General features: G+C 50.7%; 20 protein-coding genes, 11 tRNA genes and 1 riboswitch. Of the genes, 9 read left to right on the top strand and 22 right to left on the bottom strand.

All coding sequences use genetic code 11. The features are described from left to right. The 3 genes from EGT51_RS12140 to EGT51_RS13010 all read right to left on the bottom strand — a co-directional run. The coding region (locus EGT51_RS12140; RefSeq protein WP_135368956.1) for an MAG6450 family protein at positions 1-553 on the bottom strand (553 nt) is incomplete at its 3' end. A gap of 3 nt (positions 554-556) precedes the next feature. Beyond that, the gene (locus EGT51_RS12135) at positions 557-1006 is read right to left on the bottom strand and encodes a Panacea domain-containing protein (protein ID WP_225428747.1); all 450 of its coding nucleotides are present in this window, start codon (positions 1004-1006) and stop codon (positions 557-559) included. 517 nt (positions 1007-1523) lie between these two features. Further along, entirely contained in the window at positions 1524-3953 is a 2430-nt protein-coding gene (locus tag EGT51_RS13010) for a MucBP domain-containing protein (RefSeq protein ID WP_179951150.1), read from the bottom strand. A gap of 827 nt (positions 3954-4780) precedes the next feature. Here EGT51_RS13010 and EGT51_RS12120 point away from each other — a divergent pair. Continuing rightward, positions 4781-5260 carry a MarR family winged helix-turn-helix transcriptional regulator gene (locus tag EGT51_RS12120; protein ID WP_135368955.1) on the top strand — a complete coding sequence of 160 codons (480 nt, stop codon included), beginning with the start codon at positions 4781-4783 and terminating at the stop codon, positions 5258-5260. Positions 5261-5319: 59 nt separating this feature from the next. On the opposite strand, the gene EGT51_RS12115 is transcribed toward EGT51_RS12120, so the two are convergent. Both EGT51_RS12115 and EGT51_RS12110 read right to left on the bottom strand, forming a co-directional pair. Then, the gene (locus EGT51_RS12115; protein ID WP_135368954.1) at positions 5320-6000 is read right to left on the bottom strand and encodes a CPBP family intramembrane glutamic endopeptidase; all 681 of its coding nucleotides are present in this window, start codon (positions 5998-6000) and stop codon (positions 5320-5322) included. 750 nt (positions 6001-6750) lie between these two features. Then, complete coding sequence (locus tag EGT51_RS12110) at positions 6751-6957, bottom strand: hypothetical protein (protein WP_135368953.1); 207 nt, start codon at positions 6955-6957, stop codon at positions 6751-6753. Positions 6958-7109: 152 nt separating this feature from the next. Between EGT51_RS12110 and EGT51_RS12105 the strand changes: the two genes are divergently transcribed. From EGT51_RS12105 to pgmB, 3 genes are all read left to right on the top strand, one after another. Continuing rightward, a complete protein-coding gene (locus EGT51_RS12105) occupies positions 7110-8069 on the top strand; it encodes a 2-hydroxyacid dehydrogenase family protein (protein ID WP_135368952.1) in 960 nt (319 codons plus the stop codon). A gap of 499 nt (positions 8070-8568) precedes the next feature. Continuing rightward, a complete protein-coding gene (locus EGT51_RS12100; protein WP_135368951.1) occupies positions 8569-11283 on the top strand; it encodes a glycoside hydrolase family 65 protein in 2715 nt (904 codons plus the stop codon). 12 nt (positions 11284-11295) lie between these two features. Next, positions 11296-11967 carry a beta-phosphoglucomutase gene (gene pgmB / locus EGT51_RS12095; RefSeq protein ID WP_135368950.1) on the top strand — a complete coding sequence of 224 codons (672 nt, stop codon included), beginning with the start codon at positions 11296-11298 and terminating at the stop codon, positions 11965-11967. Between the two features lie 242 nt (positions 11968-12209). On the opposite strand, the gene EGT51_RS12090 is transcribed toward pgmB, so the two are convergent. Next, positions 12210-12854, bottom strand: a complete 645-nt coding sequence (locus EGT51_RS12090) for a deoxynucleoside kinase (protein ID WP_135368949.1) — start codon at positions 12852-12854, stop codon at positions 12210-12212. Between the two features lie 153 nt (positions 12855-13007). On the opposite strand from EGT51_RS12090, the gene EGT51_RS12085 reads away from it, so the two are divergent. After that, positions 13008-13778 carry a Cof-type HAD-IIB family hydrolase gene (locus EGT51_RS12085; RefSeq protein ID WP_135368948.1) on the top strand — a complete coding sequence of 257 codons (771 nt, stop codon included), beginning with the start codon at positions 13008-13010 and terminating at the stop codon, positions 13776-13778. Positions 13779-13991: 213 nt separating this feature from the next. Here the strand turns inward: EGT51_RS12085 and EGT51_RS12080 are convergent, their stop codons facing one another. The 3 genes from EGT51_RS12080 to metK all read right to left on the bottom strand — a co-directional run bounded on the left by EGT51_RS12080 (position 13992) and on the right by metK (position 17684). Then, a complete protein-coding gene (locus EGT51_RS12080; protein ID WP_135368947.1) occupies positions 13992-14315 on the bottom strand; it encodes a DUF960 domain-containing protein in 324 nt (107 codons plus the stop codon). Positions 14316-14381: 66 nt separating this feature from the next. After that, positions 14382-15863: a DHA2 family efflux MFS transporter permease subunit gene (locus EGT51_RS12075; protein ID WP_135368946.1), complete on the bottom strand. Its 1482-nt coding sequence runs from the start codon at positions 15861-15863 to the stop codon at positions 14382-14384. A 633-nt stretch (positions 15864-16496) separates the two neighbouring features. After that, entirely contained in the window at positions 16497-17684 is a 1188-nt protein-coding gene (gene metK, locus EGT51_RS12070) for a methionine adenosyltransferase (RefSeq protein ID WP_135368945.1), read from the bottom strand. Next, positions 17682-17801, bottom strand: a riboswitch (SMK box riboswitch). It overlaps the preceding gene by 3 nt. A gap of 131 nt (positions 17802-17932) precedes the next feature. On the opposite strand from metK, the gene EGT51_RS12065 reads away from it, so the two are divergent. Continuing rightward, positions 17933-18640: a hypothetical protein gene (locus EGT51_RS12065; protein ID WP_135368944.1), complete on the top strand. Its 708-nt coding sequence runs from the start codon at positions 17933-17935 to the stop codon at positions 18638-18640. Positions 18641-18764: 124 nt separating this feature from the next. After that, entirely contained in the window at positions 18765-19109 is a 345-nt protein-coding gene (locus EGT51_RS12060; protein ID WP_135368943.1) for a hypothetical protein, read from the top strand. A gap of 141 nt (positions 19110-19250) precedes the next feature. Here EGT51_RS12060 and EGT51_RS12055 read toward each other — a convergent pair whose 3' ends face one another. After that, positions 19251-19841 (bottom strand): hypothetical protein, encoded by a 591-nt coding sequence (locus EGT51_RS12055; RefSeq protein ID WP_225428746.1) that lies wholly within the window; start codon positions 19839-19841, stop codon positions 19251-19253. A gap of 305 nt (positions 19842-20146) precedes the next feature. Between EGT51_RS12055 and EGT51_RS12050 the strand changes: the two genes are divergently transcribed. Together EGT51_RS12050 and EGT51_RS12045 are read left to right on the top strand one after the other, a co-directional pair. After that, the gene (locus EGT51_RS12050) at positions 20147-20467 is read left to right on the top strand and encodes a heavy metal-binding domain-containing protein (RefSeq protein ID WP_135368942.1); all 321 of its coding nucleotides are present in this window, start codon (positions 20147-20149) and stop codon (positions 20465-20467) included. A gap of 390 nt (positions 20468-20857) precedes the next feature. Next, entirely contained in the window at positions 20858-21427 is a 570-nt protein-coding gene (locus EGT51_RS12045; RefSeq protein ID WP_135368941.1) for a matrixin family metalloprotease, read from the top strand. Positions 21428-21865: 438 nt separating this feature from the next. Here the strand turns inward: EGT51_RS12045 and EGT51_RS12040 are convergent, their stop codons facing one another. The 12 genes from EGT51_RS12040 to EGT51_RS11985 form a co-directional block, all read right to left on the bottom strand. Continuing rightward, complete coding sequence (locus EGT51_RS12040) at positions 21866-22798, bottom strand: C40 family peptidase (protein WP_167850206.1); 933 nt, start codon at positions 22796-22798, stop codon at positions 21866-21868. 508 nt (positions 22799-23306) lie between these two features. Further along, positions 23307-23391: transfer RNA gene (locus EGT51_RS12035), tRNA-Leu, on the bottom strand. 38 nt (positions 23392-23429) lie between these two features. After that, a tRNA-Cys gene (locus EGT51_RS12030) sits at positions 23430-23500 on the bottom strand. A gap of 58 nt (positions 23501-23558) precedes the next feature. Then, positions 23559-23631 (bottom strand) — tRNA-His (locus EGT51_RS12025). A 14-nt stretch (positions 23632-23645) separates the two neighbouring features. After that, positions 23646-23716: transfer RNA gene (locus EGT51_RS12020), tRNA-Trp, on the bottom strand. 7 nt (positions 23717-23723) lie between these two features. Further along, positions 23724-23806, bottom strand: a tRNA-Tyr gene (locus tag EGT51_RS12015). Between the two features lie 4 nt (positions 23807-23810). Continuing rightward, a tRNA-Phe gene (locus EGT51_RS12010) sits at positions 23811-23883 on the bottom strand. A 54-nt stretch (positions 23884-23937) separates the two neighbouring features. Next, positions 23938-24012, bottom strand: a tRNA-Asp gene (locus tag EGT51_RS12005). 24 nt (positions 24013-24036) lie between these two features. After that, positions 24037-24109, bottom strand: a tRNA-Val gene (locus EGT51_RS12000). A gap of 4 nt (positions 24110-24113) precedes the next feature. Next, positions 24114-24186: transfer RNA gene (locus tag EGT51_RS11995), tRNA-Glu, on the bottom strand. 13 nt (positions 24187-24199) lie between these two features. Beyond that, positions 24200-24290: transfer RNA gene (locus EGT51_RS11990), tRNA-Ser, on the bottom strand. Positions 24291-24299: 9 nt separating this feature from the next. Continuing rightward, positions 24300-24372, bottom strand: a tRNA-Asn gene (locus EGT51_RS11985). Positions 24373-24418: the final 46 nt, after the last annotated feature.

Here is a 24418-nt window from a genome sequence, read left to right as displayed (position 1 = left end):
TCCTCGCTTTCAATTGGTTTCGACGACTTGATTGTAGCACAGAGGTGATATGCCTCTTTTTTATACAAAAATGGCGTCGATGGAGTTCTCCATCAACACCAAATATCATAGAACCAAAATTATATCTGTGATGCGGATCGATTCGACAAACGCAAAAGTACCCTAATTCATCATAGTACCCGTGAATTCTGAAATCTCTTTTACCATTATCAAAATGTACGGTCAATCGATCTTCATCGTGAATCTTTTCTTTGTTTTTAGCGCCATGCGGACCGTCCTTACGCAAATACAAGGCCTCGACTTGAGAAATTGTCAGGTTCTTGCCAACCGTTTTCTTCAAAAAGATACTAAATTCTCTAATGTCACCGACCTTCATTTTTTCAAAGGTGTACGGTGCCTGAAGGAGTTCTGGTAACGCGAGTTTAAAACGCAGACTAGTTCGATCATCCGGCGCTAATAGTCTCGGAACTTTCCCCAAAGGACTGGTTGTCTGTTCCGTTAACTGGCGGATTCGATTTTTCTTACTCGAAGTATGATGGGTCAATTTCGCCAAGATTCAGTCCCCCGCATAAATGCTCAAATAAAATTTCGCCATCGTCTCTGCAGAGATTTTGTTATGGCTAGACTCAGTTGTCCGGAGACCGCGGCGTGCTTCTCGCCAAGGATCCTCATGATGGGTTAACGCCTCAAGCTCATCACCACTCTTATCGCCATACGTTTCCCAAACCGACCCTAACAAATCAGCGACCTGATGTTCATTGGTGATTTCCTTCCCTGGAACAACCGGCGTATCAATGGGCGTCCAGCCAAACGACCGGTACTCGCGATAAAGTTCGGGTGAAACGGGGCCGTGGACCCACGCTTCAAACGCAGTATCATTGACAATAGGTTGCTTTAACAGTGCCCAGCCCCAAGCAACGGCATAATAACAAAGTTTTTGTAACTTCTTATCACTCATCGGCTCCTGGTTGATGAACCAAGCAGCAATATCATTAATTGAGTACATCTGAATTTCCCTTCTCTCTTAAACCCACTTCTCAGGCACGCATCGCTATCTTAGCGAAGTTCCTGACACAGGGCAACTTTTTACACCCGACATCTTAAATCAAGTATAGCATAATCTAGATGCCGTCTAAGGGAACATACGTTTTAGAAAAAGTTAAATTCTCTGCGCAAGCACGTCATGTATCATCCCCCGCATGACCAAAACAAAACCACCGAACGACATCGCTGTCGCCGGTGGCCTTATATTACCGTCCCCATCAGGATTAGGAACAACTGTAAAATACCACACTTCCCGACCAGTAGCGGGAATCCCGCTTCATTCAGGCGTGTTTCATCGGCAAGCTAACATACCCGTGGCGTCAATCTTTGTGGCCATGAACGAAGCGTGGGCCAACCGGCTACCTGTTGGCCCACGTTTCAGCTAGGCATAGACGAAAGAGCCGGAGAAAGCACCTCCCAGGCTCTTGGTTATCACCTTTATTTGCTCGTTAGCTAATCGTCTTTTCTCACGCGCCTGCCTAATGTTTCCGCAATCTCAGACTGGCCAGTCCCAATGCCCCCAGCAACGTGGCAACTCCGGCTAAGATGTAATTGCCAGTGCTTGCTTCGTTGGTCTGTGGCAAGCTGGTCTTGGCGGCCGTCGTTGCGGCTGAGTGACCCGTGGCTAATTTAGTCGCCGCTGGTTGGCTCGTCGTCTTTTGGTTCTTGACGCCTGTAACTTGGCCTTGGGCTGGACCGGTGACCCGGTTAGTCCGCCCGGCCGGTTGGGTTTGATCAGTCGCAATCGTATCAGCTGCCCCGCCGGTCGTCACGTCGACTTGCTTGGTCGTGTCCTTAGTGGTTGGCGTCGTATCGTCGATTTTATCCGCATCGCCGGCATTTTCCAGCTGGTTGTAAGTGAAGGTGACGGTCTGTCCGTCCGCCGTGTAGATGCCTTGCGCATGGGTGACGCCGGTAGCCTGGTAACCCGTGATTTCTGGAGCATCAAAGCTATAGGTGTCACCGACATTCCCGGTCTTGACCTGTTGTGCGATGACCTTGCCATCTTGATCAACACTCACGATAGTTACCGTCCCGGTCGTGACGCCTGGTTCCGGTGTTTCTGGAGTCACGGTTCCGGTCGTCATCTTGTTCACAACGGAGAAGTTGACCCACGCATCCAGGTCACGAGAAGTCCCATCAGCCATCTTGACGCGAATGACATAGTTGCCGTCCTTAGCCTCTGGCTTGGCCACCAGCAGGAAGCCATAGGGGTTCGCCGGGTTGGCCACAATGGTGAACCAATTCGACGCATCCGTTTGCGTTTGGGCCCACGCGTTGTGGTTAGTGATGCCCGCCGTACTGTCGGCTGAGTAGACAATGGTCGCGCCCGTGTTAAATTGTCCCGGTGCTAATTTGATATCCGTAACTGGCTCGCCCGTGGTAAAGTCCATGAAATCGAAGAGCCCCTCGGTCGGATCAAAGCGATTGTTGGCGTTCGTCAGGACGTGGTGCCCGTTGTCCAACGTTTGCCCATTCCCCACGACGAAGGCCCCGGGCCGGTAAGACCCTGGCGCAATGGCCGTGGTAATTTGATTGGTTCCGTACTCGATTGCCGTTAACGTCGCCGTGCTTGGTAACTTCCCAGAGAACTTATTCTTGGTGATCCGCAACGTGGTGATCGACCAGTTGGCCATATCTGGCAGCTGCCCGCTCAATTGGTTATCGTTGACACTCAATGAGAAGAGATTCTTCAAGTAGGAGATGTCCGGCAGGTTCCCGGTCAATTGGTTGTTGTCCAGACTCAGCATGTACAATTCTGGATAAGCCGTCAGATCAGGGAAGCTGCCATTTAAATTCAACCCGCTCAACGTCAGGTACTGCAGCTGATCGTTAGTCGCAAAGTAGGAGTGCAAGATGGTGTCTGGCGCAACTCCCCAATCGGTCACAACGCCATCCGCATTGAAGAGCGTGAATTCCCGTAAGTTCGGCGCAAATGAGAAATCAATCATTCCAGCCAGCGGCAATTCCGCATCGCTAAGCTTAAAGGTTCTGAGGTTCGTGAAGTATTGCAGTCCCTCTAGGCTCTTGATTGGTCCCAAATCAAAGTATTCTTGCATGGTGTTCACACCGTAGGTCATCCAGCCATCAAAACCAGCATACTGGTAGAGGTTAGCCGACGTGACTTTGTGGTTGCCACCATAATATTGTTTATCAATCGAGCCGATAACCAACGCCCGTAAATTGGCATCCGGCATCCATTCCGCGGCATCCTTCCCCAAAATATTGTCAAAGTCCGGGGCCCGGTAAACTGGCACGGCTACCAAGGTCTTCGGACCACTGGAAACCGCCATGGCTGCCCGCATCATCGGCCGGCGGGAACTCGTGTTGACCGCGGGTGCGACTGGATCGACTGGCGGTGTGTTCGGCGTTTGCACCGCTTTATCCGTCTCGACGTTGTTTTGATTGTTTTGATCGTTCACCACATCTTGGGATTGTTGTTTGTCTTTGTTTCCGCTTACATTTTCGTTTTCACTAGGTGTATTGTTTTCTTGCTCCTGCTGTTGATCAACCGGGTCTGGCTCCTTCTCACCTGCGTTGCCTGGCGTTAGCGTCTCTTCCTTAGGCTGAGTATCTTCATTAACAGCGTCGTCTTTGACCACACCAGCATTATCTGAAGGGTCATCTTTAAGCTCATCATTATCTTGACTGGCATCACCTGGGTTAATCGCGTCCTTATTGACCGGTTCAACGTTGCTATCATCCTTAACTGACGCAGTCGTCGGTTCTGCAACAATCGCCGTCGGTTCTTCACCAGTCGCTGCCGTATCGGCTTGCGCGGACAGGCCGGTGCCCCCAACGAGTCCCAGGCCAACCGTCGCTACCGTAATACATGCGTAGAGCCAACGTTTGCCTGCCTTGTATGCCTTGTAATGTTCTTTGGTCCCAACTAAATTTCGCGTTCTCATGATTCATATCCTCCTCGTTGGCGACGGCTAAACCTGTCGCAGTCCTTCCCTAGTAAGGCAACACACCTTAAACTATTATTTCCATACTTTCGGTCGTCAACGACCTAACTAAAGATTATCCACGGGATTTATCAACACCCATCAGTTATTCTCACAGATATTTAAATGTGGATAAATCTTTCTACACCCTTATTGTACCTAATCCCACGTAAATAGCAAGATAAACTATCCATGCTCAAAACCAGTTTGCCTAGTTTTCATTTTGGCCATAAACTAGGGGTTATTTGCAATTAAACTATCGGCTGATAATTGTTTTACATTGTGATTAATTAAAGTGGTCCTAGTCGTGTCCTCATGCGATTTTAATGAAAAATTTCACTAGTTTTACTTTCCTTTTACAGAACTTCTGCTATACTTGGATGCATATGGTTAACTAACTAAGTCATTTTGTTTTTCATTGACAAAACGGGTCAGTTTCGGTAATTTGTCACATTTAATGGGGTTAAATGCACCCACCATGGACGATTTTATTCGAATTTTCTTCACTCAAATAAATCGCCGTTAAACTTGCACACCCCCCGAACAAACCAATTGCCCTTTTAGAAATTCGCGTAAATAAAAACTTGTTTTATCAATAATTGTTGAAGTTAGCTATCGATATGCTATATAATTATTTAGACGTTACGTTAAATCGTTTCTGGGGTCATCCCCCCACTAATCTCTGCAAGGCAATCCTCACAGGCCATTTAAACCGGGAGTTTTTACTTGCAAGCGGCAATTTAATTGTATACAATACTCTGGAAAGTAATTGAAAGGAGGCCTGTGCCATGCCGAAAGTTACACCGATTCTTTTAGATGAGCAGCTCTGCTTCTCCATCTATTCTGCCAGCAAAAAATTTAACCATTTCTACCAAAGCGCCTTGGCACCCTTTGGTTTGACTTACCCTCAATATATTGCGATGTTGGTGCTATGGGAAGACGCGCCGCTGACCGTCCATCAACTAGGTGAACGCCTGGAACTCGACAGCGGGACCTTAACGCCCCTGTTGAAGCGTCTGGAAAAGCAAGGCTGGGTCGAACGGGTTCGTAGTCGGACCGATGAACGGCAAGTGCTGATTCATTTGACCGAAATGGCCACCGCCAAGCGTGACGAAGTTTACACTCGGATTGGTCAATGCCAAACGTTATTGGGCATGTCCGATGACGAAATCGACGATACGATGCGCGAACTGGTGACCATCAAGAGCCAGTTGGATGTCGTCAGCAATCAACGCAAGATTGCCAAGGAAGTCGACAAGGAACTTTAATCCCTACTAAAGTCAAACGCCCTGACTGAGCATATGTTCAGTCAAGGCGTTTTTTTCGGCTAATGAAGCGTCAGTAACATCAGCCCCACGGCGATTAAATTGTTGAATCCATGTAGGAAAATCGTGCTCTGGAGCTTGCCGGTCCGCTTATAAACATAGGCGAACGTGCCGCCCATCATGGCGTAGATCAGCCAGCTAACGGGATTGGTGCTCATGTGCACGATGGAAAAGGCCACCCCACTGACGATGATCGGCAACCAAAACATGTTAGCCGGAAAACAACCGTCGATCAAGACGCCGCGAAATGTCAGCTCTTCGATGACCGGACTGGCCAGGACCGCCGTTAGACTCAGCATCACCATGGTCAGCGTCCCCTGATTCATGAACGATGAGATGGCCTGGTTGTTGGCCGTGCTGGTCTGATGATAGAGCAGGCTATTGACCATTCCCAACACCATTTCAACTAAGATCACAAAGCCGTACGCCTTGACCATCAACCACCAATCCTGGCGCGTCAGTCGCTGCCACTTAACCGGGTGCACCCGCCGATAGATCCACAGGCCTAAGGCGATCACGGCCGCAAATCCCGCCACGTAAATCGCTGACCAAACGAACCGCTGACCTATCGCTCCGTGGTTTAAAAATAGCAGTGGCAGTTGCACGAGGTTTAAAATAATTACCAGTAGAATCAACCACAACCACGCGGCGGTACTCCCCAATTTTCTGTTTTGATTCGTCAAAAAACCATCCTCTCACTTTTGTTGATTCGCCTAACAAACCCCGCAATTAGGGAGCAAGACGACATTCTGTGGCGTCTCACCCGCTGATTTTTTGCGTTGTTAACGAAATATTTATATTTTAATGGCAATTTCCCAAGGAATGCGGTACTATATGGTTGCGGGGAAGTTTTAGGACTTACCTCGTGAGGCTTCTGTCCTCATTCAACAGACTGATTTCATTTTACTCCCCCAAAGTAGATGAAATTTTTTGCAACATAATCCCCCAATTATGTTGTAACCTTACTCTTTGGCCATTGCGACTTATCGTAATGGTCTTTTTTTTCGTTCTAAATTTTGGTGTTTACTGGCAACGTTGACTGATTGGACCGCCTTACCGTTCACTGGATATGAGTCGGTACGCTGTGGGCGGACGGGTCGAGCCAAAGAACGGTCTCGACACCTCGCTTTGAGCCGAAAACCGCGTCTCAAAGACGCCAGTTGCCTAAGCGACAAAGCCCGCCGCTAAGGCAACTCCCACGGCTGAACTCATATCCAGCGAACTATCGGCTACAGTAGTTGTTAGCCAATCAACACATTCCGACTAGCTGCCACTATCATCCCTGCCAATCACCATGACTTTAATCCGCGGTCAACGGAAATTTCTAATCACATCACGGTCAAGCAGACCTTGTCATCCAACAAATCGCAGTGAGGCAAAGAGGCACTGATCTCCGCGCACCTTGAATCGCGACTGACTTATGCCGCTTCACCCTACTCATCATCGTCCTCAAACGAAGGCGTCCGCGGCCAGAGAAACCAGAATAACAGAAGGTTGACGACCGTCGCCAATACGAAACCGACCACGCCGATCAAGACCTCCAGCCACGCCGCTATTGCTAAGGTCAGCATCAACCAGATGGTCCCGCCCACGATGCCTGCCGTGAGGACGACAATCAGGATACTTGTGACTAATTTCACGGTGGGTAACCCCTTTCACTTCAGTCTTATGTTTCACAGCTTAACACGTTTAGGCGAATTTTTCGAAAGATTTTTCAGGGAAGGCTGTTTTCTCTGATGAAAACGATTACAATAGACTTGTGAAGTGAAATTTTACTGAAGGAGTGACACTCATGACTAGTGTTTTAGTAACTGCACCTATTCCCCAGTCAGCCCTGGACATTTTGAACCAAGCCGGGCTCGATGTTGACAGCTATTCAGGTAGCGGATTAATCACAAAGGACGAGTTGTTGAAGCGGATTGTCGGCAAGGACTATCTGATTACGCCATTGTCGACTCAGGTGGACAAAGACGTAATCGACGCCGACCCTCAGTTAAAGATTATTGCCAATTACGGCGCTGGTTTCAATAACATTGATGCCGCCTACGCCCGTTCCAAGAACATCCCCGTCACCAATACGCCCAAGGTCTCCACGACTTCGACCGCTGAAGTCACGACCGGCCTCATGATCACCCTGGCCCACCGGATGGTCGAAGGGGACAAGTTGATGCGGACCAAGGGCTTTGACGGCTGGTCTCCTCTCTTCTTCTTGGGTCATGAATTGGCCGGCAAGACGCTGGGAATCGTCGGCATGGGTCAAATTGGTCAAGCCGTTGCCAAGCGGATGGCCGCCTTTGACATGAAGATTCTCTACACCCAACGCCATCCCCTCGACGCCGCAACGGAAGCCAGCTTGAATGCGACCTACGCCACGCTGGATGAAGTTATCGACAAGAGTGACGTGTTGACCTTGCATTGCCCATTAAACGATCAGACCCATCACCTGCTGGGCGCTCCTGAGTTCAAACGGATGAAGAAGTCCGCTTACCTCATCAACGCCGCTCGGGGTCCCGTTATCGACGAGGCGGCCCTGCTCCAAGCCTTACGTGACGGCGAATTGGCCGGCGCTGCCTTGGACGTTTACGAAGCCGAACCAAACGTTGACGATGGCTTCAAGGCCTTAGACAATGTTATCTTGACCCCTCACGTCGGTAACGCCACCGTCGAAGCCCGTGACGCTATGGCGGCCATCGTGGCCAAGAACGCGGTCAGAGTCGATAAGGGTGAAGACCCTCTGTACGTGGTCAACTAACTTTAAAATCTAATACGTGTACCGTGGGAGAGTGGGCCAAAAGGCGATTAGCTGGTGAGCATTAAGGCTGCTAGCCGAATAATCCCGGTTTTGGATTGTTTGGCTAGCAGTTTTAAGCTGAACCGGCTGCCTTTTGGCGCACGTTTCAGCTATGTAAAGGTACTGTGAACGAGCCTGGGAGATTTTGTCCCAGGCTCGTTTTTTACCGCCAAGTGAGACTGTTGGCGCACGTTTTCGCCATCGCCAGTCCCCCTGCAGCTGGCAGCCTTTTTTCAGCGCCACCTCCACCCAGCCGCCACGCATTCCGCCGACGCTGACGGGCGTTACAACCAAGAACGTCGAAACGATGCAACCGATTGCAATTGCGCCATTTCGGCATTTATAATAATATTAATTTTGACCTTTCTGAACGGAAATAATTGCTTATTGCGGTCAGTTAGCCTAAGATTAACTGTGAAAGAATACGCTATCATTTAGCAGAAAGGATGACGATTGCGCTTTGAAAATTATTACGTTGCACGTCTTAGATGATTCATTGGAAGTCAGCTACCACCCGACAGATCAGACTGGCGAGCGGCAATTTATTATCGCTTACAATTCGGAACAGACGATTGGTGAGAACCTGGAAAACTTGCGGTTGAAGCTAGCGGGGCTCGACGTCGATGCCGCCGTGGTGGACAACGCCTTGAGCTACCCGTTCTCCGACACGGTCGTGGGCATCAACCACCAACGCATCGATATTGGGTTGGCCATTACCAACATGTTGAACATTCCGGTCGTTAGCAAACAAGCCATCGCCGATCAAGGCCTGGAGGCGGCTCTAGCGACCAAACGCGATTACCTGGCCTGGCACCTGGACTATTACGGCCAATACCAAGGTAAACGCAATTACGGCCAGGAAGCCATGCTCACGGTGGGCAACGGGTTCTTCGGTGTGCGGGGAGCCTATACGGAAGCCCACGCGGACGCCGACAACTACCCCGGCATGTACACGGCCGGCCTGTATGACCAACTGACCACTAACCTCAATGGCCGCCAAGTCACCAACGAGGACCTGGTCAACCTGCCCAATGCTCAAGCGCTCTCCTTTGGGGTCGACCATCAAAATCCGTTTCAAATTAAAGCGGCCGACATTCAAGACATCTACCGGAGCCTGGACCTACACACCGGGACGCTGACCACGACCATGCTGGTCCAGCTGTCGACCGGCCACACGCTGCAGATCAAGACTAGCAAGGTGGCCAACTTCAAAGACTGGCACCGACTAGCGATTCGTTACAGCATCACCCCGATCAACTTTGCGGGCAGCCTGCAGGTCTACTCGACCATCGACGGTAGCGTCGTGAATGGCAACGTCGCCCGGTACAACGCCTTTGACCAACGTCACCTGCGCGTTACCGGCACCAGCCAACAGCCCGACAGTATCTTTTTAGAAGCACAAACGCGGTCATCACACGTTGACCTCACGCTGGGCGCCCATTTGACTGGCCCGGGCGAAGCACTAACCGCTCCCAGTGACACCCGGCCGAACGCCGAACAACAGGTCCGCCAAATGCGCTCCGTGGACGTTCAACCGCAACACACCTACACTTTTGAAAAAAATGTGGTCTTATTCACCAGTCGTGAGACGACCGGCAACCTGCTAAGTGCCGCCACCGACGAACTCCAGCAGGCGTCGTTTGCAGACACGCTGGCTAGCAGCACCGCCTATTGGCAAAAGCGCTGGGCGGACGCCGACATCCAGATCAGCGGCGATATCACGTCGCAAAAGCTGACCCGGGTCAACCTGTATCACCTCTTCTCGGCGGTTCAGGCCATCCGTTCTGGCAAGATCGATGCCTCGATCAACGCGCGTGGACTCGACGGCGAGGCCTACCGAGGACACGTTTTCTGGGACGAAATGTTCGACTTGCCCGTCTTTGCGCTCCACGACCCTAAGCTGACGCGGCAACTATTGATGTACCGTTACCGACGATTGCCAGCGGCCAAGAAGAATGCCCAAGCGGCGGGCTATGCCGGGGCCATGTTTCCTTGGCAATCCGGTGAACACGGCGATGAACAGTCGCAAGTCACGCATTTGAACCCTCTGACCAACACCTGGGACCCCGACTACTCATCACTGCAACGGCACGTTTCTTTGGCCATCGCCTACAACGTCATCCTGTACTGCCGCATCACCGGCGATACCGACTTCATGGCCAAATATGGTCTAGAAATGCTACAAGAGATCGGGCAATTCTGGCTCAGCAAGACCACGCTGAACAACGCGAACCACCGCTACACCATCGACAAGGTCATGGGTCCCGATGAGTTCCACGAAAACTATCCCAATGCCGATACGACGGGACTGGCCAACAATGCCTACACCAATCTAATGGTCACCTGGCTGTTTAACCAGCTCAAAGAAATTCGACAAACTTTGACGCCGGCGACATTGAAAGCGGTTGACCAAAAGACGCAGGTCACGGCCGAGACGCGCCAACAATTTGCAGCCGTCAGTCACCACTTGAAACTGGACATCAGCCCGGATGGCATCATCGGGCAGTTCGAGGGATACTTCAAGTTACCGCAACTGGACTTCACCAAGTACCGGCAAAAGTACGGCGACATTTCTCGGATGGACCGGATTTTAAAGGCCGAGGGCAAGACGCCGGACGCCTATCAGGTCGCCAAACAAGCCGATGCGCTGATGGTCTTATACAACCTCGACGCGCCGCAAGTGGCCGGTCTCTTGCAACAACTGGGCTATGAGCTCCCGCACCACGCCTTGATCCAAAATCTCCAGTATTACCTTGACCGTACGACGCACGGATCCACGCTGTCACGCATCGTTTACGCCGCTTTAACGGCCATGGCGGGCAACATGGATCAGTCCTGGAAGCTTTTCTCACAGGCGTTGTTCTCTGATTACTACGATATTCAGGGGGGCACCACGGCCGAAGGCATCCACCTCGGTGTCATGGGGGCCGTCACATTGATGTCAACGCGCTATTACGCTGGCGTCGACGCCTTGGGGGAAGATTTGACCGTTAACCCTCACCTGCCGCAAGCCTGGGACGCGGTTAAATTTAGCCACCTGCTACGCGGCACCCGTTACACCTTTGCGATTGACCACCATCACGTGACCGTGACGGCCGATCACGCCGCAACACTTAAAATTGGGCAACAACCTGTTTCACTAAAACCTAACGTTCCACAAACCATTACTTATTAAGGAGTGCTTCACATGACTAAGTTTGCTGATATTAAAGGATTTGTTTTTGACCTCGACGGTGTCATCACCGACACCTCCATTTTGCACGGGACTGCTTGGCACCAACTCGCCGATTCTTTGGGCGTGGCTTGGAGCGACGAACTCGCCAACGGCTTGAAGGGCATTAGCCGGATGGACTCTTTGGAAATGATCTTAAAGGCCGGTGGCAAGGAAAACGACTACACCCAAGCCGAAAAGGAACAACTGGCCACCCAAAAGAACACCAATTACGTGGCCGAAGTCGACAAGATGACGCCCGCTAACATTTTACCCGGCATGAAGGCCTTCTTGGATGACCTGCGTGCCAAGGGCTATCAACTGTCATTGGCGTCCGCTTCCAAGAACGCCCCACGGGTCTTGGGCAAATTACAACTGGCCGACTACTTCCCGAAGATCGTTGACCCAGCCAGCCTGACGCACGGCAAGCCGGATCCAGAAATCTACACCAAGGGTGCCGAACTGCTGAATCTGCCAGCCAACCAATGCATTGGGGTCGAAGATGCTGCCGCTGGTGTCGCTGCTATCAATGCGGCCGGTGAAGTCTCACTGGGCATTGGTGACGCCACGGAACTGGGCGCCGCTGACATGGTCTTCGCTGACACGGCAGAAGTGACCTTGGACAATATCGCGAAGAAATTGGGTTAATCTTGTGTGAGCACGCACCTGCCGTTACCGGGAGGCGGCGTGCTCTTTTGGTCTTAAGCGTGTGACGACAGGCAACCACCTGTTGGCGCACGCTCCCCTACTCTTACTAACGAAATCCACCGGCCATTGGTAACCCACCGTACCCTCGTCTTTAGGTTTTCTTAACCACTGGCTAGTAGCCTTTCGTTTCATTCTAAAAAAACCACCACCGATCAAGAGACCGGTGGTGGCGTGGGTGAAGCTTATTTAACTGGCGTGCGGATGTCCTTTAAGGCATCGTCGATTTGGGCCAATACCAATTCCGTGTTCCCAGGAACGTCCAGATCATACTTTTGCAAGTCGATCTTGATCTTTGGGCTCACGTCGTAGTCGGCGAACCAGCCTTGGTAGGCCGTCCACATCTTCTTGTAGTAGGATTCCAATTCAGGATTGTCATCGAATTGTTCGTAGTCGCGGCCCCGCTTCTTGATCCGGTGGAGGATCGTATCGAAGTCAGCGTCGGCGTATACCAACAAATCTGGGGCCTTCTTTGGCAATTCTTGCAATTCGTTCATCATGTTGTCCAGCAGGTTGAGGTAAACTTCCAGCTCAGTGTCCGTAATGTTGCCTTCTGCGTTGTTTTCCCGCGTGAAGAGCGCGTCTTCATAGATGGAGCGGTCCAAGACGTTGTTGTCGTCCGCTAGGGCTCGCTTGATCATGCTAAACCGCTTGTTCAAGAAGTAAATTTGTAACAAAAACCCGTATTGCTTCGGGTCCCGGTAGTAAAGTGGTAACACTGGGTTATCACCAACCGGTTCAAAAAATGCTTGAGTTTCCAAGTGTGACGCAATCTTTCCAGTAAGGGTCGTTTTACCGACACCGATCATTCCAGCTGTAATTATCACCATGATAGCCCCTCTTTAATTCAAAATACAAGATATAGTGTAACATAAAAACGGCAACTACTACATCTGCTTGGCAAAAAAATTTACGTCATTTCGTCAACTTTGGTTCTTGCTGTATAATGGAACCGCAACACGTCAACATTTAGGAGGTTAAATATGTATCAAGCAATCGTCTTTTTTGATTTGGATAGCACCCTGTTTGACGACCACAAGAACGTCTTGCCAGCCAGCATCGCTGCCATTCACGAAATGCAACAACATCATATTTTACCAGTTATTGCGACCGGAAGAAACATTTTTGAAATTCAATACGTCCTCGACGCCACCGGCATTGACTCCGTCGTCGGCGCCAATGGCAGTTACGTGCAGTTTGAAGGTAAGCGCCTGACCGCATCGATTATTGATCAGCCCACGCTAGACGCCATCACAGCCTTTGCCAACGCGCATCATGACCCACTGGCATACTACAACCGCGCAGGCTTTCGGCTCAGCCAGGCTAATGCCGACACCACCGAAAACTTTCAGCTGTTGCGCCTGAATCCCGTGGTGGACCCCGAATGGTATCATCACCAAGAGATTAATTTCATCAACGTCTTCAACCGTGACAAGGACCAATTATACCACGATGAGTTCGCGGGTCAATTGGATTTAGTCCGCAATAACCCGCGTTGCCTAGACACCATGGTCCACGGTGTCAGCAAGCAGTCTGGTATCCAAGCCCTCTTGACCAACGCTGGCTTGCAAGATGTGAAAACGTACGCGTTCGGCGATGGGTACAACGACCTGCAAATGTTTGACGAGGTCGACGTCCCCATCGCCATGGGCAACGGCGTTCCAGAGGCCAAGGCCAAGGCGGCCTACGTCACCACGTCCAACACGACGGATGGCATCGTCCACGGCCTGCGCCATTTCGGCTTGATTCGCTAATTTGACGTTGCTGCCGCAGAAAAGACAGTGTTCCGACACCTAAAATTGATGATACCGGCTGCCTGTTGGCGCACGTTTCGGCCATAAGGCACATGATACCAATAGTTCCACCTGATTGTCGTCTTTCAACCTTCAGTCATTTAACCCAACAAAAAATGGTGATTGCTACCAGGGACATCCCCGGAGCAATCACCATTTTAATCTCTCACAAATTTAACGGTCATTCGTCTCTGATGGCAGCAGGATAATCTGACTGTCACCATCATCGTAGGCCAACACGGTTTCTGGCAGCTCTGGCGTGTAGCCAAATTCTGTGTCGAAACCCGCCCGCAACGTCATTTGATTGTCGTCTGATTGGACGTACTCAAAGGTCGTGGTGCCTTGGTGGTTGTGCAGTTTAAAGGTCAACAGATTATCTAATGGAAACAACCCTTGGAGGTCGTGATCAATAATCTGCCAGATTGCGTCAATCATATCATCCGGCAAAGCCGCAACCGTGCCATAACTCGCATACCGCGCGTGATTACTTTCAAACATCTTATCGCCTCCACTTTTTGGTCGTTTAGCATTATTATACCGTATCTGAACTTAAAACGGGACTAATTACCCCTGGTGCCCGGTGACCTGTTCCGTATCCTTGCGATCAAAGAAGTTCACTAAGAATGAAATGATGATCAGCAGTACCCCACCAATAAAGATCACGTGGAGCCCTTGGTATAGAATACCATGCAAGGTCGGCAGGAGGTGCGCCGGCAACTCCTTGGCCGTTTGGGGGTTAATTAACTTATTCATCATTGCCAGGTTGGTGCCCGGATGACTGGCCACGCCACGCGCCATTTCCAGGTTCATGATGATGCCAAAAATGGACACCATGATGGTCTGGCCCAGCGTCCGTGACAAGGTGTTAAAGGAGGTTGCCACCCCCACTTCATCGACGGCCACTTTACTCTGTACGGTCACCGTCGTGGTGGTAATGGTGATTCCAAACCCGGTCCCACAGATGGCCGCAATCACGAAGAAGCACCAGAATGGCGTGCTGGCCGGAATCACCGCCATGGTCACGGCACCAATCAAGACCAGGACCAACGCCAAATTAACAATGCTGTAGGGCGACCGGTTCAACAAGAGCTTACCGGCAATAAAGGACCCGACGATCCACATCAATGAACTAGGTGTGATGGCGAATCCGGCTTGAGACGCCATTAAGCCCAATAGCCCTTGCGTCCAAGTGGGTAAATAGACTTCAAAGCCCATGATGAAGCCACTCAACAGTGCAGCAATCAAATTTTGAATCACGAAGGTCCGGTTGCTAAAGAGTGACATGGGAATCAACGGGTCGGCCGTTCGTTTTTCTTGGCGAATAAACAGTGCAAAGGCCACGATGGCCACGACAAACCCGATGATGACCCATAAGACGTTGATCTGGCCTTCACCCAGCAATTGGAACGTCAGCATCATGGCCAATAAGCCCACCGATAGCCACAAAGAGCCAAACCAGTCCATGGTAAATGCCTTGCGTTCGGTAGTTTCATTTAAGAAGAACCAAATCAGGGCAATGGTGATGATGCCAATCGGGATGTTGATGAAGAAGATCCAATGCCAGCTCAACTGATCGACGATGAAGCCCCCGAGCAAGGGCGCGACCACGGCGGCAATTCCCCAGGCAGACCCGTTGAGGCCCATGACCCGGGCCCGTTGTTCAACGGGATAGATGTCGGCAAGAATCGTAAAGGAGACCGGCATGATGGCCCCGGCCCCGATACCTTGTAGCGCCCGCCAAGCAATCAGCGTTTCCATGCTGTGAGACATCCCCGACAGCGTGGATCCCAACACGAAGATGAACAGGCCGACCAAGAAGACCGATTTTCGGCCCACGGTATCCGCCAGCTTGCCGTAAATGGGTGTCGCCAACGCATTGGTTAACAAGAAGATGGAGAAGACCCAGTTCATGAGGGCAACCCCGTGTAAATCACCGACAATGGTTGGCATGGCCGTCGAGACGATGGTCCCCTCAACGGCTGACATAAAGGTGGCCACAAAGACCGCCACAGTGACTAATCCAACGTTAGTTTGTTTCTTAGACATAATTTCCTCCTGACGTTGGCCCCACCACTCAACGAATCTACGTAGCCAATTGCTGCTACTGCCCAATTTCTGTTATTCAGTAATATACCAATTATCGCGGCTAACCGTTAAAAATACAAGCTGTTAGCTTACTTTTTATTGCTCCTACTTGCTAAAAGCCTATTTATTAGCAATCACGGCTGAAAAATTTCGCAAACCAGATGCCTGCGTCAGCTAGGGGTTCCGCCTGCTATGGGGAACGCCTGCAGCCCACAGAACGGTCTTCCGGCTCGCTTGAAAGCCTGACAAAACCCGTCAGTCTCTCAAGTCGTCCCACGCTGTAGGCTGGGAAAGAACCCCAGCCAACACCGTCGACACAGCTGACTCCACCCCTAGCTGTCTCCGGCGGGTTAGTACTTACCCGCGGTACAACATTAGCTTAGTCAGTCGCCTCAAATACTTTGATCCATGATGTGAAGCGTAAGCCAGTCACCACATTACTAGCAATCGTGAAAGTCCACCTCAGTTAACTGGCTTTACCGTCACGCTACTCAAATCGACAGATGGCCATCCTCGCTATTACAAACCAGCGCGTCCATTGTAAACAAAAGGCCGGCACGATTGCTCGCCCCGACCTCCCTGTTTCATCTTAACTTATTTAACGGCTGCTTTTAAGGCCTCGACCTTATCCAGGTGTTCCCAAGGTAAGTCGATATCGGTCCGGCCAAAATGACCGTAAGCGGCAGTCTGCTTGTAGATTGGCCGCTTCAGGTCCAGCATTTGAATGATGCCGGCTGGGCGCAAGTCAAACAGTTGCCGTACAGCGGCGTTCAATTTGCTTTCCGCCACAGTCCCGGTGCCAAACGTGTTGATGTAGACCGAAACGGGTTCGGCCACCCCAATGGCGTAGGCAATCTGCACTTCACATTTCGTGGCTAATTCAGCTGCCACGATGTTCTTGGCGATGTAGCGCGCAGCGTAACTGGCAGAACGGTCCACCTTGGTGGCATCCTTACCAGAGAAGGCGCCCCCACCGTGGTGAGCGGCCCCACCATACGTATCAACGATAATCTTCCGCCCCGTCAAACCGGCATCCCCTTGAGGACCACCGATGACGAACCGACCGGTAGGGTTGATGAAGTATTTGGTCTGATCATCCAGTAAGTTGGCTGGAATTACAGGCTTGATGACCTGTTCGATCACGTCTTGACGAATCTGATCCAACGTGACGTCGGGATCGTGTTGCGTACTTAAAACGACCGTGTCGACCCGAACTGGTTGTTCGTTATCGTCGTATTCGACCGTGACTTCGGCCTTGGCATCTGGCCGCAGGTAGTCGATGACGTCTGTCTTACGCAGTTTAGCGATCCGCCGCATCAAGGCGTGACTCAATTCGATTGGCAACGGCATTAATTCAGGGGTCTCATTGACGGCATAACCGAACATGAGCCCTTGGTCACCGGCACCAATCTTATCGAGGGGATCTTCATCCCCTTCACGCGTTTCCAATGAGTCGTCGACCCCCTGCGCAATGTCAGGTGATTGTTCGTCAATGGCCACGAGGACGGCACAGTTGTCGCCATCAAAGCCATACTGGCCATCCGTGTAGCCGATTTCCTTGATGGTTTCACGCACCACTTTTTGGATATCGACATAGGCCTTGGTCGAAATTTCACCGAAGACCAGGACTAAACCAGTCGTAACGGACGTTTCGCAGGCAACCCGGGAATCGGGATCTTGTTGCAGCATCGCATCTAAGATGGCGTCACTGATTTGATCGGCGATTTTGTCGGGATGACCCTCGGAAACGGATTCTGAAGTAAATAAATGTCTTTCTTGCAATGGATATTCCCCCTAGATATAGTAGACGGCGAGTTGACCGATAATCTCAACGCCATTCGGTTACAAGGCAGCTTCACAAAACGCGTGAATCCTATCGGGAATTGACTCATAACTCAAGAATTTTAACACAAATCCGGCCGACTTAAAAGGAAGCACCGGTAAATTTCTCAAAGAACCGTTGACCCGCGGCCAAATAATTACTAAGATAAAAGGCAACACTATAAACCCAGTTGAAACGGAGCGATTCCATGACCACTCTCATGGCCTTCTTTAAAAACCGAACGGTACAGCAACTGTTCCTGTTTATTTTCTGTCAAAATTTTCTCTGGTGGCTGGCGGGAACAACCGCCTCGACCGGCACACCGCTAGCGACCGATGTGAAAGTCTTTCTCGCCATTTACGGCATCTTTTTGGCCGGGGGCGTCTTTCTCATCTTAAAGCGTCACTTTCAGTCAACGATTGGGCCCATCTTAGTCGTTGCCGCTGCTACCATGGGGTTTCTCGCGGCCCCCGGTAATCACCTGGTCCAACTGTTCGCCCTGCTGCTGTGCATCTTTTTGGTCTTGGCCTGCATCCCCCAGCTGGGCCTCCAATCAGCTTACGGGCTGGTGGTCTTCAGCGTGCTGGCCGGCTGTGGTGTGCCCGTAATCTTATTTTTCTTACGTAACCATTACCTGGCCTTACAGTTTTTAACGCCACTCGTTCCGCTGATGGCCAGCTACCTGGCCTTTTTCGAGCCCTATTACTTACCGACGAAACGAGACTGGCGGTTAACCTTAATTGCGCCAATTATTTGTGTTCTTTCCTTATTTGTGGGGTCGCTTTCTTGGCGGACACTGCTGATCATCCTCTTGTTAGCGGCCCACTGGTGGCTTCAGCAGCGGCTCAACCAACGTTACCAGCTCATTTTCTCGGGAATTTGTCAATTTCTGACCGGCGTTTTGATTTTAGCTTAATGATTAAGTCGCCGAATTGTCGCCGCCGAGACTTTAAAGTTTCGCTAAACCCAAGCACAACGCCTACCGTTTTCCCGCTAAACCATGCTAGAATGAGGCATCATCTAATAATGGAGGAACCAGCATGACCGAAATCAAAGTGATTGGTGACATCCTCAGTGGCAAATTTCAGCCCACCCTCACTGGCAACCGAATCGTTGATGCCGCATTACTCACTCACTTTTGTCAAAACTTGGCGACTGCGCTGCACATCCCCACGACGCAGGTCCACGCCGAACATCATTGGGACCTCACGGTAGCGCCCAACGCGCTGTATCTGATCGACGACGAAATTCTGGGCACCAACCAGCACTTACGCAGTCGTTCCAACGTTATTGCCGTTGCGCACAAGGACTTATTGCGCGGCCAAATCACGGCAACCAAACGCCTGCTAGCAAATAAGCTGGCCTTGAAGTCAACGACCAACTGAAAATGACCAATCCCCTAGCGATTGGTCATTTTTTGTTGATAAATTTAGGGCTAGTGCGCAATATTGGCCGCTACCCGCTCGTTTTCTGTAGCACGCCTGACTCAACCAGGTCTCGCAGCCAGTCAGACGTAACCGTAGTGATCAGGTAAATTCCTTAATCTTCAAGACCGTTCCTCGCAGCACGGGCGCGCACGCTTCCAGTTCATGTTGGAGTTGCATCAACCCGTCCGTCAACGGGACTTCCCGCCCCGCCACAAAGAACTGGGACTTTTCCCAATAAAGGTGTCGACCACGGATTTCAAATTTCCGCCGTAAGCGAAAGTTTAGATGGGCGTATTCTAACGTTTCGACTGCCGTCCCCGTACTGAACTCTCGGCAAGCCGCCTGGGTCAACTCCAAATCAGAAAAGCTATCCTTATGATGCGATTCCCGGTCCCACAACTCCAAGCGATAGGTCAATCCCACCGTCTTTTGCAAGAAGTGCCCGACCAACTCGAAAAAGTTCAACCGGAAGTGGGCCAGATCGGCCACATCCAAGTAGAAATGGCGTCGCTGCTGATAGTGGTCCAACGGCGCCTGCAAGGCATCCTCAATCCGCCGGGTCACTGACCGATAGGCCTGGCGAATCTCCAAAAACTCGTCGATCAATTGGCGATTCTTCTCTGAAATAGGCGTGTACAAGGCCTCCTCAATATCTAAAACCCGTTTGATCTCTTGTGGTTCAAGTGTCATGCAATTTTCCTCCTCTTTGCTAGCCGGGGCTAGTACTGTTTCTAAATTAACACACTTTGTTCGCAATTAACACCTTCGATTATTAATAAGCAGTTAGTCCAGACAGCCAATTTGGATAGGTTTTGCAAGAAAGTCAAAAAGCAGGCGCTACCTTTTGCATAATCACCCGCAAATACCGCGGATATGTAACCGGTCGGCAACAAATTTACTAATAACGCGTCAGCAAAATTTATTTTGGCCGCCTCCTTGACTTGTCTTTTACCGGTCAGCTAGGTATATTTAAAGCAACACAAGGAGGAATTCCCATGACAGAAATCTTAGTGACTACCACCGAACACATCCCCGGCCAAGAATACGAGGTCATCGGCGAGGTCTTTGGCTTGACCACGCAATCGAAAAACGTCATCCGTAACATTGGCGCATCCCTCAAAAACGTAGTCGGCGGTGAAATCAAGGACTACACCAAGATGCTCGACGAAGCCCGCAACATCGCGGTCGACCGCCTACGCGTCAATGCGCAAAACATGGGTGCCGACGCCGTGGTCATGATGCGCTTTGACTCCGGGTCGATTGGCACCGACATGCAATCCGTAGCTGCCTATGGGACTGCGGTCAAATATTTGTAATTTACTGGTAGTTTATCGGACTTATTCGGTCAAATGTTCGTTACACTTTTGCTGTTCCGCTAAATCATCTCACGGTTCCCATTCCCTGATCGTTTCCATCGACCTGAGAATGGGGGCCGTTTTTATTCGGCCAAATTTTTAACCAACCCGCTAACCGCTTACATCAAAAAGTGGCCACAATGCTTGATATGTAACCATTTACCCCCACACTATCGCGTTTATGGGATAATGATTATCCACTTTGCAACTATTGTCCCGTTGAAACTATCCATCCCCATAGAAGTGTCCGTCCAACTCTTTTAGTTCTCGCTTTATACTAACCATAGTCAATAAGATAGTAAGCAATTAAAAAGCGAATCATTCGGAATTAAAAGAAAGCGGGTATTCAAAATGTTAAAGAAAATTGTTAAATGGACCGTCTTAGTTATCGCCACCTTGGTTGTCACCTTAGCCACTTGCAGCTCCACCATCTTCGCCGCCGCTACCAGCAAGCCAACACCTTCCTGGGGCGCTTGGGATCAAACCACAATTACATACAAGACCAACACCAGTTCCAGCTACTACAAAAGTGTTTGGAAGAACGCCGTTAAGCGTTGGAACAAAGTCGGCGTTGTTCAATTAAAGGCTGCTAAGAGCGGCGAAAAGGCTGACATCACGTTGACCTCTTCCAAATCCCTCAGCACCAAGAGCGGCAAGTTAGCCGGTTACACCAACTACTCTTACTTGAACAAGGGCAACGAAAACGAAATCGTTTCCGCCAAGTCTACGTTGAACCGTAGCTTATTAACCAAGTACGGTTACACCAAGAATCAACGGACGAACGTTGCGACCCATGAAATTGGCCATGCCTTAGGCTTAAGCCACTCATCCAGCAAGTCCAGCGTGATGTACGCATCTGATCGTTACGCTTCCATCAACCACCAAGACAAGGTTGGCTTAGAAGACGCCTACAACGATTAATCACTATCAAACATTGACGAATACCTGCAAAACGCCTAGCCGCCGGTCCAGCTAGGCGTTTTTATGTTCCCCAACAAAAAAGACCGTTGGGGTTAGGTGTTGACCGCTGCATAGCATAAACGGGCCAATAAGGCTGACTTAGCCTCCGGTAGCAAGTGACTTGTTAACTGGCTGTCAGCAACATTGTGCCAGCCGGGATAGCCAGTGATGGCCCCCACTGGTGTAGCTGAGATGTTGTCTTAATCTACACCGTGAGACAATTTTAGCGCCTGCAGGCCTTGTCAGGCGCTCAAGCGAACCAGAAGACTGCTCCCCCTCACCCATTCACCACCGACTACCTGGGGGCCTCACCGAACTTCAGTTGTTAGAGCACCGATTCCCCCAAAAATTCAAACGGCCCAGGCACACGCATCAACGCGACCTGGACCGTTTTTAGAATTATTTCATATGAATAGCAAATTGCGGGTTGCGGTTGGCAATCTTCGAGATGTGCACCGACTTCCCAGCTTCTTCAATCAACTTACCATGACCAATGGCCATCGCCACGTGGTAGGTGTATTTCTGCCCGGCAATCTGCCAGAAGAGCAGGTCGCCGGCTTTGGCCTTGCGAACGGCCACGTGCTTACCTAGCTTCTGTTGCACGCCGGTCATCCCGCCAATGTCGCGGTGTTCAACGTCCAAATAGACCTGATCAACGAATGAGGCGCAGTCTAAGCCCCCAAAGGCATCCCGTCCGGCATATCTGTACGGAACGCCGAGATAACGCTTGGCGTCCGCAATCAAACGCTTCACGCGGGTGCCTTTCGTCGGCACTTTGCCTTTGAATTGGCGGTTGTGCTTAGCACTGGTGGCCTTGCCATTTAAATTGATCTGACCGCTCTTTAAGTGGACCGTCAGCAACTTTTTCTGGTAGCGAATCAACAAGTTCCCCTTCTTAGAGAAGTGCAGCTTGACCGGCCGGCTCCCCGCCTTGATGGTCGTGCCATGGCCCCGACCAAACTGGTGGTAAGCCACCAGGTAGTTGCCGTAGACCGTACGATCATTGTAGGCGTACAGCTGACCATTACGCAGCTGGCGCACGTTGATCCAATGGCTAGCGTAGGTCGTAAAGTGATCACGCTGCGGCTTGGCGTAAAACATCACGCTCACGTTGCGAATCCGCCCCGCCTTGTTCTGGGTCACATACACGGATTTATAGCGGCTAATTCGCCGTTCAAACGACCGTGTCGCGTCCAAACGCTCATGCTTAGCCAAGTACCCCTCACGCGCAAACATGCTGTTATAGCTCGCCTGAGCCGTTCCTCCGGCCAGGTGCCAGCCAACCAATACGGCAGCCAAGCCCAAAAGAATCTCCCAATTTCGTTTTCTCATCATGAACCTCCCAATTCTGGTGTGTTTAATCACAAGATTAAGTATAGGCCCAAATACTTGTCACGGCAAACGGAGAATACCCTGAACACTTCTAGAAAAGAGCGGTCCACGCGCTAGCGATTCATTGACCCCTGCTATGTGATACGTCCTCTCTACCGTCCCACGAATAGCCCCCGACTAAAAAAGAGCCACCACCATCAGACATTAATCTGACGGTGATGACCCGCTTAAAATTTAAGTCCCCCCACGGACAAGGCCGGTAACAGATCTATCGGAAAAATTAATCCATTTTTAGGCCATCTGGACAACCAGAAGATCGCATTCACCCGCTATGCGCCACCGAAAAGACACACGGATTTAAGCGACTCGTAAACGCCCGTGCCGTGTCAGATCACCGTCAACCAGCAAGCATGGGCGGTGCTTATCGCCGTGGCCTTGCTACACCAACTTTTAGGAACAACAAAAAAGCCACCGCCAATTGCGATGACTCCCGAGATGAAGCTTCTGATACCGGAGGTGGGGTTCGAACCCACACGACCTCAACGGTCACTGGATTTTGAGTCCAGCGCGTCTGCCAGTTCCGCCACTCCGGCAAAAAATTCATAAAGATTGATTGGATACACCCAGTCAAAGGTGGTAATCGGATTCGAACCGACGATGAAGGTTTTGCAGACCTCTGCCTTACCACTTGGCTATACCACCATAATCGCCTATCCAATCTGACTGGACCAGCTGAATAAATCAAGATGCCCCAATCTAGGGCGGTATGTGGGAATCGAACCCACGCGTGCCGGAACCACAATCCGGTGTGTTAACCCCTTCACCAATACCGCCATCACATTACAAACAGGGATAGTAGGAGTTGAACCCACATCGACGGTTTTGGAGACCGTTGTTCTACCATTGAACTATATCCCTATAATGATGGTGGGGAGTGGATTCGAACCACCGAACCCGAAGGAGCGGATTTACAGTCCGCCGCGTTTAGCCAGACTTCGCTACCCCACCATAATGGCGCGGGACGGAATCGAACCGCCGACACATGGAGCTTCAATCCATTGCTCTACCGACTGAGCTACCGAGCCATATACCATCATGTAATATGTTTGTTGTGTATTAAATTATTAATAACATAACAACGGTCCGTACGAGACTCGAACTCGTGATCTCCTGCGTGACAGGCAGGCGTCCTAAACCAACTAGACCAACGGACCATAATTAGAATGTTATGTTACCTATGGAGGATACAGGGCTCGAACCTGTGACCCTCTGCTTGTAAGGCAGACGCTCTCCCAACTGAGCTAATCCTCCAAAATGACCCGTACGGGATTCGAACCCATGTTACCGCCGTGAAAGGGCGGTGTCTTAAACCACTTGACCAACGGGTCATACTATTTCAAACGGAGAGTGAGGGATTCGAACCCTCGAAACAGGTTAGTACCCGTTTACAGCATTTCCAATGCTGCTCCTTCAGCCACTCGGACAACTCTCCATTATAAAGCTCCGGCAGGCGGGCTCGAACCGTCGACAACCTGATTAACAGTCAGGTGCTCTACCAACTGAGCTATGCCGGAATAATCGCGTGGCAACGTCCTATCCTCGCAGGGGGCGATCCCCCAA

Origin of the sequence: Levilactobacillus suantsaiihabitans (assembly GCF_004745505.1) — a bacterium.
Taxonomy (GTDB): Bacteria; Bacillota; Bacilli; order Lactobacillales; family Lactobacillaceae; genus Levilactobacillus; species Levilactobacillus suantsaiihabitans.
The sequence above is the reverse complement of the archived record's forward strand: the minus strand, read 5'-3'. Positions and strand labels throughout refer to the sequence as shown.